The 12,508-nt window shown below is 74.1% G+C and carries 10 protein-coding genes; 5 read left to right on the top strand and 5 right to left on the bottom strand.

What is annotated here, in order from left to right; genetic code table 11:
- Window positions 1-224: 224 nt before the first annotated feature.
- From AB0C87_RS19865 to AB0C87_RS19855, 3 genes are all read right to left on the bottom strand, one after another.
- Entirely contained in the window at window positions 225-1,808 is a 1,584-nt protein-coding gene (locus AB0C87_RS19865; protein ID WP_360578847.1) for a PQQ-binding-like beta-propeller repeat protein, read from the bottom strand.
- Between the two features lie 10 nt (window positions 1,809-1,818).
- Window positions 1,819-2,223, bottom strand: a complete 405-nt coding sequence (locus AB0C87_RS19860) for a LytTR family DNA-binding domain-containing protein (protein WP_345179352.1) — start codon at window positions 2,221-2,223, stop codon at window positions 1,819-1,821.
- Between the two features lie 95 nt (window positions 2,224-2,318).
- Window positions 2,319-3,941 (bottom strand): carboxylesterase family protein, encoded by a 1,623-nt coding sequence (locus AB0C87_RS19855; protein WP_360578845.1) that lies wholly within the window; start codon window positions 3,939-3,941, stop codon window positions 2,319-2,321.
- A gap of 254 nt (window positions 3,942-4,195) precedes the next feature.
- Between AB0C87_RS19855 and AB0C87_RS19850 the strand changes: the two genes are divergently transcribed.
- Together AB0C87_RS19850 and AB0C87_RS19845 are read left to right on the top strand one after the other, a co-directional pair.
- On the top strand, window positions 4,196-5,380 hold the full coding sequence (locus AB0C87_RS19850) for an acyl-CoA dehydrogenase family protein (protein WP_360578843.1): 1,185 nt from the start codon (window positions 4,196-4,198) through the stop codon (window positions 5,378-5,380).
- Window positions 5,377-6,279 carry an acyl-CoA dehydrogenase family protein gene (locus AB0C87_RS19845; protein WP_360578841.1) on the top strand — a complete coding sequence of 301 codons (903 nt, stop codon included), beginning with the start codon at window positions 5,377-5,379 and terminating at the stop codon, window positions 6,277-6,279. The genes AB0C87_RS19850 and AB0C87_RS19845 overlap by 4 nt, the downstream gene beginning before the upstream one ends.
- Here AB0C87_RS19845 and AB0C87_RS19840 read toward each other — a convergent pair.
- Entirely contained in the window at window positions 6,276-7,835 is a 1,560-nt protein-coding gene (locus AB0C87_RS19840) for a FadD3 family acyl-CoA ligase (protein WP_345179344.1), read from the bottom strand. The genes AB0C87_RS19845 and AB0C87_RS19840 overlap by 4 nt on opposite strands.
- Before the next feature lie 112 nt (window positions 7,836-7,947).
- Complete coding sequence (locus AB0C87_RS19835; RefSeq protein WP_345179343.1) at window positions 7,948-8,394, bottom strand: MarR family transcriptional regulator; 447 nt, start codon at window positions 8,392-8,394, stop codon at window positions 7,948-7,950.
- Between the two features lie 62 nt (window positions 8,395-8,456).
- On the opposite strand from AB0C87_RS19835, the gene AB0C87_RS19830 reads away from it, so the two are divergent.
- The 3 genes from AB0C87_RS19830 to AB0C87_RS19820 all read left to right on the top strand — a co-directional run bounded on the left by AB0C87_RS19830 (window position 8,457) and on the right by AB0C87_RS19820 (window position 12,338).
- Window positions 8,457-9,578 carry an FAD-dependent monooxygenase gene (locus AB0C87_RS19830; RefSeq protein ID WP_345179342.1) on the top strand — a complete coding sequence of 374 codons (1,122 nt, stop codon included), beginning with the start codon at window positions 8,457-8,459 and terminating at the stop codon, window positions 9,576-9,578.
- Between the two features lie 122 nt (window positions 9,579-9,700).
- Complete coding sequence (locus AB0C87_RS19825; protein ID WP_360578839.1) at window positions 9,701-11,293, top strand: Coagulation factor 5/8 type domain-containing protein; 1,593 nt, start codon at window positions 9,701-9,703, stop codon at window positions 11,291-11,293.
- 112 nt (window positions 11,294-11,405) lie between these two features.
- Entirely contained in the window at window positions 11,406-12,338 is a 933-nt protein-coding gene (locus AB0C87_RS19820) for an aminoglycoside phosphotransferase family protein (protein ID WP_345179338.1), read from the top strand.
- Window positions 12,339-12,508: the final 170 nt, after the last annotated feature.

Here is a 12,508-nt window from a genome sequence, read left to right as displayed (position 1 = left end):
CGTGGCCAGTACATCAGAGGTCGTGCACGCCCTGCCGGATGCCCGGCATGGGCCAGCGGGTCGCCGGAAGCGCCGACCGCAATACGATCGCGGGTTCCGCACTCGCCGCGGATCTGGAACCACTGGTTGGGCGCCGGGCGTCGTGCCGGTGTCCCGGTGGCGTCCGGAGCCGTCCCCGTTCGACGAGCCGCCGGAGGTGGACGCCTTCTGCGGCGTCGCCCGCGTCAGCGGCTGAAGGCGAGGAGGGCGTAGCCCTTGTCGTTGGGGTAGGGCGTGAACATGTCGCCGGTCAGGACGTAGACCATGCCGTGCGAGACCACGGCGCCGCCTCCGCCGGCCAGGGAGCCGCCGCGGGCGGTGCCGCCGTCGACGGTCGGGAAGTCGGCGATGGTGTCGAAGCTCCAGAGGACCTCGCCGGTGCGGGACGAGTAGGCGCGCATCTTGCCGTCCATGCCGCCCTCCCAGACGAGGCCGGGGGTGGTCGTCACGGCGGGCGGGTGGCCGAGGCGGCACACCTTCGGGTACTGGGCCGCGCCGCCGGTGGTGCAGCCGTCCGCCGGGTTCGGCGTCTTCCAGACGACGTGGCCGTTGGACGGGTCGAGCGCGAACAGCGTGCCCGGGTTCGCCATGTAGGTGGCGACGTAGAGGCGGTGGCCGTCGTAGCTCGCGCCCCACTGGATCCCGCTCAGGCCGCCGCCCGGCATCGGCGTGGACAGCTGGCGCTGCCAGACGATCTCCCCCGTGCGGGCGTCCAGGACGTGGTAGACGCCGACCTTCTGGCCGATGCCGATGAGGCTGCGCCCGTGCACGGTGAACAGGCTGGGCGCGGCGCCGAGGTCGAAGTCCAGGGCGGTGCCGTCGGGGAGGTTGGGGCAGTACTGCTGGTCTTCGGGGGACGGGCTGCTGCACTCGCGGCGCCAGGTGTCGACGTCGGTCATCTTGCGGGTCCAGCGCGGTCTCCCCGTCCTGGCGTCCAGGGCGAGGACGGAGTCGAAGTGCCCTCCGCTGCCGCTGTAGTTCTGGCCGGTGCCGACGTAGAGGGTGCCCGTGGCGGAGTCGATGGACGGGCTGCTCCACACGCCCGCGCCGGACGGCGTGTAGCGCGGCACCCCGTTCGGCCAGGTGCCGTCCTGGCGCGGCTCCGGGACGGTGTAGAAGCGCCAGTCGAGCTCGCCCGTGTCGGTGTCCAGGGCGTCGACGTGGCCGCGGAACGTGCAGCAGGGGTGCTCCTTGCCCATGAGGTTCTCGCCGCTGGACACCCCGACATAGACACGGCCCCGGTAGACGATGGGGGAACTGGTGACGGTGGCGCTGACGTGGTCGTCGATCCGTTTCGCCCAGTCGAGCTTGCCGGTGTCCTGGTCCAGGGCGTACATGTAGCCGCGCGTGTCTCCGAAGAACACCCGGCCGTGGGAGACGGCCGCGCCGTCGCGGACCTGAGCGAAACCCGTCCCGACGGTGCCGAGGTCGAACTCCCACTTGGCCGCGCCCGTGCGGGCGTCGCGGGCGCGGAAGCGTCCGTCCGGGCCGCCGAAATAGACGGTGCGGCCCACGACGGCGGGCTGGCTGTGGGGGGCGCCCGCCTGCTTCGGGAAACCGAAGGCCCATCTGAGCCTGAGTCCGCCGACGTTCGCGGGCGTGATGCCGCGTTCGGCCGGGTTGTACCGGGTGCCGTTCAGGTTCTGCTGCCAGGTCGGCCAGTCGCCGGGCAGGGGGCGTCCGGACGCGGCCGGTCCGGGGGCGACGGACGCGCTGACGGCCAGGCACGCGGCGGCGGTGAGCGCCGCTGCCCGTCTGCTGTGACGCATGGGATCTCCTTCACGGGGTTCTGGTTCCGGGGAGGGCGCCCCGGACGAGCCGGTCGCGGAGGGCGCCGGCATTGCGGCGGCTGACGGTCAGCCGCGCGTCGCCGAGCCGGAGCGTGCACCGCCCCGACTCGACGACCATCTCCTCGACGTGGGCGAGGGCGACCAGATGCGACCGGTGGATGCGGACGAATCCGGCGTCCCGCCACGCCTCCTCCAGCGCGGCCAGCGAGACCCGGACGAGGTGGCTGCCCGTGCCCGTGTAGAGGCGGGCGTAGTCGCCGTGGGCCTCGGCGTACCGGACGTCCGACCGCCGGACGAACCGGACCGCGCGCCCCACCCCGACCGGGATCACCTCGTCGGCGGCCTCCCGCCGCCCGCCGGCGTCGACCACGAGGACGACCACTGTGGCGTGCATGCGCACATGGAAACCGCGGGGCCGATCGATGATCAAGGGCGGGGTGGGACATCTGTCACGTCCGGCACAGGTCGTGGCACCGGGCGTCAAGGCGCTCAGCCTCCGAAGGGGGCGTGCCGGTTCCAGAAGCCGCAGTGGTGCTGCTCCGCGATCTCGTGGGTGACCTGGCTGTCCCCGGCCGGGACGAGCGAGAGGACGGCCGGGTCCCGGGGCGTGAAGCGCGGCCAGAAGGGCGTCCCGTCCACGGTGGGGTTCCCGGTGCGGGCGAACCCCGTCCACTGGGCGGTGAGCTGCGCGCCGAACGCCTTCTGGTTCGCGGTCGGCTCGGCGCCGCCGGGGAACGGCGACAGGAACGGGCTCTCGCTCACGTGGTAGGAGCCGTTCGGCTTCGTCGGGTCGAGGAAGAACATGGGCGGGGCGTCGGCGTTGTCGGTCTGGTAGGCGAAGACCGGGATGTGCCTGGCCAGCCGCTCGTCGTTGAGGAGCGCGGGGCACACGGAGTTGGAGTCGGCGACGATCGTCCGGTACGCGATGAACGCGGACGGCGCCGGGAAGCGCTCCAGCGGGTACAGCTTCAGGACGCGGCTCGCGAGCGGCCCGTACTGCTGCCGGACGTACTCCCGGTACTTCTCGGGGGTGTCGGCGGACGGGAGCTGGACCTCGTCCCGGTCGACGCCGTGCATCAGCGTGACCTTGTTGACCCTCCCCTCGGCGAACGCCCGGGCGGGCGACATCGGGAGGATCTCGCCGTCCACGATCGGGCCCTGCGTCCCGGTGTCCGGTCCGATGCCGTTGCCGGCCTGCGAGAGCAGCTTGTCGACGGGCAGGGCGCGCAGGCAGGCGGCGTCCTCGCAGCCGAGCGCGGCGGCGAACCGCTCACCGGCCTTCCGGGCCTCGTCCTCGCTCGGCAGCTCGGCCTTGCAGTCCTGCGGCTGCCACTGGACGTCCACGCCGAGCAGCGAGTTGTACTCGCCGCTCTGCGCGATGCCCTTCTGGAACAGGCCCTTCGCGGCCGGGGACGCGGTGTTGGCGCAGACGCTCGACCCTCCGGCGGACGCGCCGTAGATCGTCACGTTGCGGGGGTCGCCGCCGAAGCGCGCGATGTTGCGCCGGACCCATCCCAGCGCGGCCTGCTGGTCCCGCAGCGCGTAGTTGCCCGCGTGGGCGCCGAACCCCTCGTGCGCCATGAACCCGAAGATCCCGAGCCGATAGTGCACCCCGACGTTGATGACGCCGCCCTCCCTGACGAGGTGCGTCCCGTCGGACGGCGACCCGAGCCGGAACCCGCCGCCGTGCAGCTCCACCATCACCGGCAGCGGCCGGCCGCCGGTCCTCTCAGGGGCGGTGATGTCCAGCGTGAGGCAGTCCTCGCTGGTCGAGCCGGGTCCGAGGCCGGGCGGCTGCGGGCACGCGCTCCCGCGCCGGGTCGCCTCCAGGGTGGACGTCCAACCCGCGGGCGGCGCGGTCGGCGCCCACCGCAGGTTCCCCACGGGGGGCGCCGCGTAGGGGACGCCGAGCCAGGAGCGGACGCCGTCCCCCGCCGTCCCGCACACCGGGCCCTTGTCGGTCCGCACGGTCGTCCCCTCCGCGCAGGTCGGGGCCTCTCCGGCGCGCGGCCCGTCCTGCGCCCGGGCGGGCGCCGAGGCCGCGAACGCCACGGCCGCCGCTCCCGCCGACGCCGCCGAGGCGACCGCGAGAAGCCATCTTCTGGACTGCATGTCTGACCGTCCTCACCGCGTGGGTCTCCTGCCGGACGGCCCGAACGTAAGGCGGCCCGGGAGCCCCACGACAGGACATCCCCGGCAGATGCGGGAGAGCGGCGGCGCCGACGCGCCGAACGGCCTCCCCTCACCGCCGAGCGGCGGCTTCCGAGGGGGTTTCCCGGCCGCCGGGGATCTCACTGGGCGGGAGGGGGCGGCGGGGGCGGCGAGGGGCGGATACTCTACCAAACAGTTGTTAGAAAGAGGGTCGCATGGATCTTGAGTTCGGGGCGGCGGACGAGGAGTTCCGCGGCGAGGTGCGGGCGTGGCTGCGCGAGCACGTCCCGGCGCGGCCCCTCCCGTCGCTGGAGACCGGGGAGGGCTTCGCCGCGCACCGCGAGTGGGAGCGGACGCTCGGCGCGGCGCGGCTGGGCGTGGTGTCGTGGCCGGAGGAGTACGGCGGGCGCGGCGCGTCGGTGCTCCAGTGGCTGGTCTTCGAGGAGGAGTACTACGCGGCGGGCGCGCCGGGACGGGTCAGCCAGAACGGCATCAACCTGCTGGCGCCGACGCTGCTCAAGCATGGGACGCCCGAGCAGCTCGCGCGGATCCTGCCGCCGATGGCGGCGGGCGAGGTGATCTGGGCGCAGGCGTGGTCGGAGCCGGGCGCGGGCAGCGACCTGGCGGCCCTGCGGGCGACGGCGACCCGGACCGACGGCGGCTGGCTGCTGGACGGGCAGAAGACGTGGAGCTCCCGGGCGGCGTTCGCCGACCGGGGATTCGGCCTGTTCCGGTCGGACCCCGAGGCGTCCGGAGATGAGCGGAGCGAACCGGGGGGTGCGGGGGGTCGTCCCCCCGCAGTGAGTAGACACAAGGGGCTCACCTACCTGATGTTCCCGCTGGACGCGGAGGGCGTGACGGTCCGCCCGATCGGGCGCCTGGACGGCAAGCCCGCGTTCGCCGAGCTGTTCCTCGACAAGGTCTTCGTCCCCGACGAGGACGTCATCGGCGGGCCCGGGGACGGCTGGCGGGTCGCGATGGCCACCGCCGGCAACGAGCGCGGCCTCACGCTGCGCAGCCCCGGCCGGTTCACCGCGGCGGCCGAGCGGCTCGTCGAGCTGTGGAAGGAGCGCGCGGACGCCTCCGGCGACGCGCTGCGGGACCGGGTCGCGGACGTGTGGATCAGGGCGCGGGCCTACCGGCTCAAGGGCTTCGAGACGGTCTCGCGGGACGACGACGCCGGCGCGGAGTCGAGCCTGAACAAGGTGTTCTGGTCGGAGCTGGACGTGGCGCTGCACGAGACCGCGCTCGACCTGCTCGGCCCGGACGGCGAGCTGGAGTCGGAGTGGCTGGAGAACTACGTGTTCTCGCTGGCCGGCCCCATCTACGCGGGCACGAACGAGATCCAGCGCAACGTGATCGCCGAGCGGCTGCTCGGCCTGCCGAGGGGGTCCCGGTGAAGTTCGTTCTCTCCGCCGAGCAGCGGATGTTCGGCGAGACGCTGCGCAAGCTGCTGGGCGCGGCCGGAACCGCCGACGCGGCCCGCGCCTGGGCCGCGGGGGACACCGGGCCGGGGCGCGCGCTGTGGTCGGCGGTCGCCGAGACCGGGGCGTTCGCGGTGGCCGTCCCGGAGGAGGCGGGCGGCGCCGGGCCGCTGCCCGTCGAGCTGGCCGTCGCCGCGGAGGAGCTGGGGCGGGCCGCCGCGCCCGGCCCCTACGTGGAGACGCTCGCCGCCGCCGAGCTGCTGGGCGGGTCGCCGTGGCTGCCGCGCATCGCCGAGGGCGAGGCGGTCGTGACGCTCGCCGTCCCGCACGCCCTGGACGCCGACGTCGCCGACCTGGTGCTCACCGCCGACGGCGTCGAGCGGAAGGCGGCCGGGGAGGCCGCCCGGTCGCTGGACCCGGCGCGGCGGCTGTTCCGCGTCCCCGGGGGCGCGGGGTTCACCGACCTCGGCGTGCTGCTGTGCGCGGCGCAGCAGGTCGGGATCGGGCGGGCGCTGCTGGAGGTGTCGGTCGAGTACGCCAGGACGCGGCGGCAGTTCGGCCGCCCGATCGGCGAGTACCAGGCGATCAAGCACCATCTGGCGAGCGCGATGGTCGAGCTGGAGTTCGCCCGCCCGCTGGTGTTCGGGGCGGCGCTGGCGTACGGGACGCCGAACTTCGCGCGGGACGTGTCCGCCGCGAAGGTCTCCGCGTCCGAGGCGTCCTACGGGATGGCCAAGACCGCGCTCCAGGTGCACGGCGCGATCGGCTACACCGACGAGTACGACCCGTCGCTGTGGATCCGCAAGGCGCGGGCCCTGTACTCGGCGTGGGGCACCGTGGCCGAGCACCGGGCGCGGGTCGTCGCCGCCCTCTAGAGGCGCTCCTTCAGCTTCACGCGCCAGATCTTGCCGGACGCGGTCTTCGGGAGGTCGTCCACGAAGACGACCTCCCGGGGGACCTTGAAGTTCGCGAGCCGCTCCCGGCAGTGCGCGACCAGCTCGTCCCGCGTGGCCGTCCTGCCGGGGCGGAGCCGGACGTAGGCGCGCCCCACCTCGCCCATGCGCGCGTCCGGGACGCCGACGACGCCCGACTCGGCGACGGCGTCGTGGCGGGCGAGGACGTTCTCCACCTCGGCCGGGTACACGTTGAACCCGCCGACGACGAACATCTCCTTGGTGCGCCCGGTGATGGTGATGTTGCCGCGCTCGTCGACGCGCCCGCGGTCGCCGGTGTCGAGCCAGCCGTCGCGGACCGTCTCGGCGGTCGCCTCCGGGTCGTCCAGGTAGCCCTTCATGACGTTGTAGCCGCGCACGAGGATCGCGCCGTCGGTCCCGGGCGGGACCCGCTCGCCGTCGCCGTCGACGATCGCGACCTCGACGTCGGCGATGGGCCTGCCGGACGTGGTGGCGATGGTCTCGTCGTCGTCGTCCACCGAGCAGGCCGTGACCGTGCCGGACGACTCGGTCAGCCCGTACGCGGTCACGACCTCGGGGAACAGCTCCTCCTTGATGCGCCGCACCAGCGCGACGGGCACGTCCCCCGCCCCCGTCACCGCCAGCCGCAGGGACGACAGGTCGCGCTCGTCCCGGCCGGGGGCGTCCAGGAGGGCGGTGTAGATGGTGGGCGGCCCCGGCAGGACGGTGATCCGCTCCCGCTCGATGAGCCGCAGCGTCTCGGGGACGTCGAACGTGCGCTGCAGCACCATCGTGGCGCCCTGGATCACGCACGCCAGCACGCCGGCCTTGTAGCCGAACGTGTGGAACATCGGATTCACGATGAGGTAGCGGTCGCCCGCCCGGACGCCGGTGCGGCCCGCCCACGCCCGGTAGGTGCGGACGTTCTGCTCGTGCGTGACCACGACGCCCTTGGGCCTGCCGGTGGTTCCGGAGGTGAACAGGATGTCGGCGACGTCGTCCGGCGCGACGGCCGCGGCCCGCGCGTCCGCCTCGTCCGGGGGCGCGGCCTTGGCGGTGAAGTCGTCCCAGGAGATCACTCCCGGGCGCGCGGCGCCGTTGAACGTGACGACCGTCCGCAGCGCGGGGAGCCCGGGGGCGCCGGATCCGTCCACGCCGAGCATGCCGGGGTAGTCGATGCCGAGGAACCCGTCCTCCACGAACAGGATCTTCGCGCCGGCCTTGGAGAGCGGCCACCGGGCCTCGTCACCCTTGTAGCGGGTGTTCAGCGGGACGAGCGTCGCGCCGGCGCCGAGGGCGCCGAGCACGGTGACGATCCAGCGCAGGCCGTTCGGCGCCCAGACGGAGATGCGGTCCCCCGGCTCGATCCCGGCGCCGACGAACGCGCCCGTCGCCTGGCGGACCTGCTCGCGCAGCTCGGCGAAGGTGACCCGGACGTCCCCGTCCACGACCGCCTCCGCGTCCGGAAACTCCCTCGCCGCCCGCGCCACCAACCCCGGAACCGTCAGCTCGCTCATGAGCCACCATCATCCCGGTCGCGCCCCCGCCCGGCCTTCGGCGTCCCGGTGACCGGTACATCCATCTCGTCCCGGCAAACGAGGGTGTAGGCGCGGCCCGTCTCGCCGTCCGCTAGGCGTCGCGCACTTCGGCCGTGGCCGTCCGGTAGGCCGCGGCGATGCCGTCGAGCATGCCCACCAGCAGCGGCGCCTGCTCCGGGGAGTAGCGGGCGCCGACCTCGTCCAGGTGGCGGCGGGCCCCGGCGGCGAGGGCGCGGTAGTCGTCGAGGCCGTCCTCGACCAGCTCCACGGTGACCGTCCGGCGGTCGTGCTCGCCGCGGACGCGCCGCGCGTAACCGGCCTTCTCCAGCCGGTCGACCAGCCGGGTCGCCGAGGCGGACGGCAGCCGGAGCTCCTCGGAGATCGCGCCCACCGGCAGCGGGCCGCGCATCTCCAGCAGGATCACGGCGGCGACGTCGAGGGGCCGCAGGCCGAGCCGGTCGGCGACCGCCTCGTTGTGGAGGAGGACCGCGATCAGGAATTCGCGGAAGACGTCCTCTCCCGCCCGTTCGGCACCCACCCGCGCAGGATACTCCGGGGCGATGTATCTTCGTATCGGAGATACTTCACTTTGGAGGGGATATGGAGATCCTCGTCATCGGCGCGGGGGTGGGGGGCCTGGCCGTCGCGCGCGCGCTGCTCGCCGCGGGCCACGAGGTGCGGGTCCACGAGCAGGCGCCCGGGCCCCGGACGGGCGGCAAGGCGGTGCTCATCTGGAGCAACGGCAACGCCGTCCTGCACGACCTCGGCGTGACGCTGGACGGCGCCGGCAACCGCATCGACCGGATCGACGCCCTCACGTCCACCGGGCGGCTGCGCACCGGGCAGGACATCGCGCACGCCGCGTCCCGCTACGGCTTCGAGACGAAGGCCATCGCCCGCCGCGACCTGCTCGGACGGCTCGCCGCCGGCCTGCCGGAGGACCTCGTCCGCCACGGCGCGGCCTGCACGGGCCTGACCCAGGACGGCGACCGCGTCACGGCTTCCTTCGACGACGGATCGACCGACACCGGGGACCTGCTGATCGGAGCGGACGGCCACCACTCGGTGGTGCGGCGTCAGCTGTGGGGCGACGGCGCCGTGCGGCCCGCGGCGTTCGGCACCTGGCAGGGGCTCGGCCCGATCGGGATCGAGCTGACCGGCACCCACCGCCACCTCATGATCACCGGACGGGAGGGGGCGTGCGGGCTCATGCCCGCGGGCGGCGGCCTGCTCCAGTGGTGGTTCGACCTGCGCTGGACCCCCGGCGACCCGCGGCCCGCGTCCCCCCTCGCCGAGTTGCGGCGGCGCTTCGGGCACTGGGCGTCCCCCGTGCCGGAGGTGCTCGCCGCCGCGGCCGACGGCGACGTCGAGTTCTTCGGGCACCACTGGAACAAGGTGCGCGAGGTCTGGGGCGAGGGCCGGGTCACCCTGGTCGGCGACGCCGCGCACACCATGCCGCCCACCCTCGGGCAGGGAGCCAACCAGACGCTTGAGGACGCCTGGGTCCTCGGCCGCGAACTCGCCGGGGCGGGTGACCCGGCGTCCGGGCTGCGCGCCTACGAGAGGGCCCGCCACCCGAAGATCTCCCTGGTCTCCCGCATGGCGCGGCGCAACCCCGCGAACTGGCGCATCCCGCCGCTGGTCGGCCGGCTGGTCCCGGAGACGTCCCAGAGCGCCCTGCTCGCCCGGTTCAGCAACCGGCTCGCGGCGGAGTCCCCCTGACCGCGCTCTCCTGAGGAACCCGGGCTGACCGGCCACGATGTGAGGACTATTCACATTTTGCCGGATCGGTGTTTCACTCGGCGGAGAGCCACTGGACGTCTCCCCCCGGCCGAGGTGCCCCCATGCCCGTCCGCCGTGCCACCCGCGTTCCGATCCTCCTCGTTCTCCTGCTCGCCTTCCTGCCCGTCCCCCGCGCGCACGCGGAGGGCGAGCCGCGCGAGGTGCGCGGCTACGTCGACGCCCACAGCCACCTGATGGCGTACGAGGCGTTCGGCGGCGCGCTCATGTGCGGCAAGCCGTTCGACCCGCGCGGCATCCAGGAGGCGCTGCGCGACTGCCCCGACCACGCCGGCAACGGCGTGCTCGCCTGGTGGGAGAACTTCAACCGGTACGGCACCCCGTTCGGGACCCACGACCCGACCGGCTGGCCGACGTTCAAGGACTGGCCCGCCTACGACTCCCGCACCCACCAGCAGGTGTACTACGAGTGGCTGGAGCGGTCCTGGCGGGCCGGGCAGCGCGTCCTCGTCAACCACCTGGTGGACAACCGGCAGCTCTGCGAGATCTATCCGCTCAAGCGCAACCCCTGCGACGAGATGGCGGGCATCCGGCTCCAGGCGCAGCGGATGCGGGAGATGCAGTCCTTCATCGACGAGCGCAGCGGCGGCCCCGGCAAGGGCTGGTTCCGGATCGTGCGCGACTCGGCGGACGCCCGCCGGGTCATCGAGGACGGCAAGCTCGCCGTCGTCCTCGGCATCGAGACCTCCGAGCCGTTCGGCTGCCGGCTCGTCGGCGGCGCCCCGGCCTGCACGCGCGCCGACATCGACCGGGGGCTGGACGAGGCGCGGAGCCTCGGCGTGGCCTCGATGTTCGTGTGCCACAAGTACGACAACGCGCTGTGCGGCGTGCGGTTCGACGGCGGGGTGGCGGGCGCGTTCGTCAACCTCGCCAACTTCGTCGGCACCGGGCGGTTCTGGCAGGCCGAGACGTGCACCGGCCCCGCCCACGACAACACGATCGCCCCGGCGGGCGAGGTCGGCGACACCCTCCAGCCGATCCTGAAGCTGCTCGGGATGGCGGGGATCACGCTCCCGATCTATCCGAGCGGGCCGCACTGCAACGTCCGGGGGCTCAGCGACCTCGGCGCGTACATGGTGCAGGGGATGATGAAGCGGCACATGATCGTCGAGGTCGACCACATGAGCGCGAAGGCCGCCGGCCGGACCCTCGGCATCCTCGAGGCCGCGCGGTACCCCGGCGTCGTCTCGTCCCACAGCTGGATGGACGCGACGTACCTGCCCCGCGTCTACCGGCTCGGCGGCATGGTGGCCGGGTACGGCAGCGCGGCCGACCGGTTCACCGCCGAGTGGCGGCGGGACAAGGCCCAGCGCGATCCCGCCCGACTGTTCGGCTACGGGTACGGGCTCGACGCCAACGGCATGGGCGCGCTGCCGGAGCCCCGCACGGGCGGGGACGCGGGTCCGCTGCGCTACCCCTTCACGTCGCCGATCGACCCGGCGGTGAAGCTCGACCGCCTCCGCGCCGGGCTGCGCACCTGGGACCTCAACACCGACGGCGTCGCCAACTACGGCCTCGTCCCGGACTGGATCGCCGACCTCCGCGCGGTCGGCGGGCCGGAGATCACCGAGGACATGGCGCGCGGCGCGGAGGTCTACCTGCGGATGTGGCGCGGCGCCGAGGAGGCGCCGTCCTGAAAGACCGGTAGGCTTCACGGCATGCGTTGACCCCTGCCCGGAAGCCGGGCACCACCGACGTCTCCTTCGTGACACGCGACCTGAACCGGAGCACACGAAGGAGACGTCAACCATGAGCACGTCGATCCGCATCGACGTTCCCGAGGCGCTCGCCGCCTCGCACAGCAAGCACTTCGGCGCGTCCGGCCGCGCCTGGATCGCGGCGCTGCCCGACCTGGCCGACGCGTTCCTGGAGCGCTGGGCCCTGCGCCTGGACGGTCCGGGACGGCACGGCATGGCCTCGCTCGTGCTGCCGGTGACCCGCGCCGACGGCACGCCCGCCGCGCTCAAGCTCCAGCCGGTCACCGACGAGCACGCCACCGAACCGGTCGGCCTGCGCGTATGGGACGGCGACGGAGCGGTGCGCCTGCTCGACCACGACGCGGACACCGGCACGATGCTGCTCGAACGCCTGGACGCGGCCCGGCCGCTGTCGTCGGTGGCCGACGACGACACCGCCGTCGGCGTGCTGGCCGAGCTGCTGGTGCGCCTGGTCGCGGCGCCCGCGCCCGAGGGGCTGCGCCGCCTGGCCGACATCGCCGCCGCCATGCTCGACGAGGTTCCCGGGGCCGTGCCCGCGCTGCGCGACCCGGCCGACCGGCGGCTGGTGCGGACGTGCGCCTCGGCCGTGGCCGAACTGGTCGGCGAACCCGGCGACCGCCTGCTGCACTGGGACCTGCACTACGACAACGTCCTCGCCGCCGAGCGGGAGCCCTGGCTGGCCATCGATCCCAAGCCCCTCGCCGGCGACCCCGGATTCGACCTGCTGCCGGCGCTGGACAACCGCTGGGAGGAGGTGGTGGCGAGCGGTGCGGTCACCCGGACGGTCCTGCGCCGCTTCGACCTGCTCACCGAGGCCCTCGGCCTGGACCGGAAGCGGGCCACCGGCTGGACGCTCGGCCGCGTTCTGCAGAACGCGCTGTGGGACGTCGAGGACGGCGAGACCGCCCTGGACCCCGCCCAGGTCGCCATCGCCACCGCCCTGCTCCGCCACCGCGCCGGATGACGTCGCAGAGGCGGGCCGTTCTCACCCGCGCGGGCTGAAGGCCCGCGCCGCGCCGGGGGGCCCCGGGGGGGGGGGCGGGGGGGGCCGGGGGGGGGGGGGGCGCGGGGGCCGGGGGGGGGGGCGCGGGGGTGGGGGCGGGCCGGGGCTGTGGGGGCCCGCCGGGGCCCCGT

Source organism: Actinomadura sp. NPDC048021 (assembly GCF_040653135.1).
Classification (GTDB): Bacteria; Actinomycetota; Actinomycetes; order Streptosporangiales; family Streptosporangiaceae; genus Spirillospora; species Spirillospora verrucosospora.
The sequence above is the reverse complement of the archived record's forward strand: the minus strand, read 5'-3'. Positions and strand labels throughout refer to the sequence as shown.

Excerpts from the sequence above, each read along its gene's own strand:
- AB0C87_RS19855 (WP_360578845.1), bottom strand. The coding sequence starts at position 3,941 with ATGCAGTCCAGAAGATGGCTTCTCGCGGTCGCCTCGGCGGCGTCGGCG.
- AB0C87_RS19825 (WP_360578839.1), top strand. The coding sequence starts at position 9,701 with ATGCCCGTCCGCCGTGCCACCCGCGTTCCGATCCTCCTCGTTCTCCTG.
- AB0C87_RS19850 (WP_360578843.1), top strand. The coding sequence starts at position 4,196 with ATGGATCTTGAGTTCGGGGCGGCGGACGAGGAGTTCCGCGGCGAGGTG.
- AB0C87_RS19820 (WP_345179338.1), top strand. The coding sequence starts at position 11,406 with ATGAGCACGTCGATCCGCATCGACGTTCCCGAGGCGCTCGCCGCCTCG.
- AB0C87_RS19840 (WP_345179344.1), bottom strand. The coding sequence starts at position 7,835 with ATGAGCGAGCTGACGGTTCCGGGGTTGGTGGCGCGGGCGGCGAGGGAG.
- AB0C87_RS19830 (WP_345179342.1), top strand. The coding sequence starts at position 8,457 with ATGGAGATCCTCGTCATCGGCGCGGGGGTGGGGGGCCTGGCCGTCGCG.
- AB0C87_RS19860 (WP_345179352.1), bottom strand. The coding sequence starts at position 2,223 with ATGCACGCCACAGTGGTCGTCCTCGTGGTCGACGCCGGCGGGCGGCGG.
- AB0C87_RS19865 (WP_360578847.1), bottom strand. The coding sequence starts at position 1,808 with ATGCGTCACAGCAGACGGGCAGCGGCGCTCACCGCCGCCGCGTGCCTG.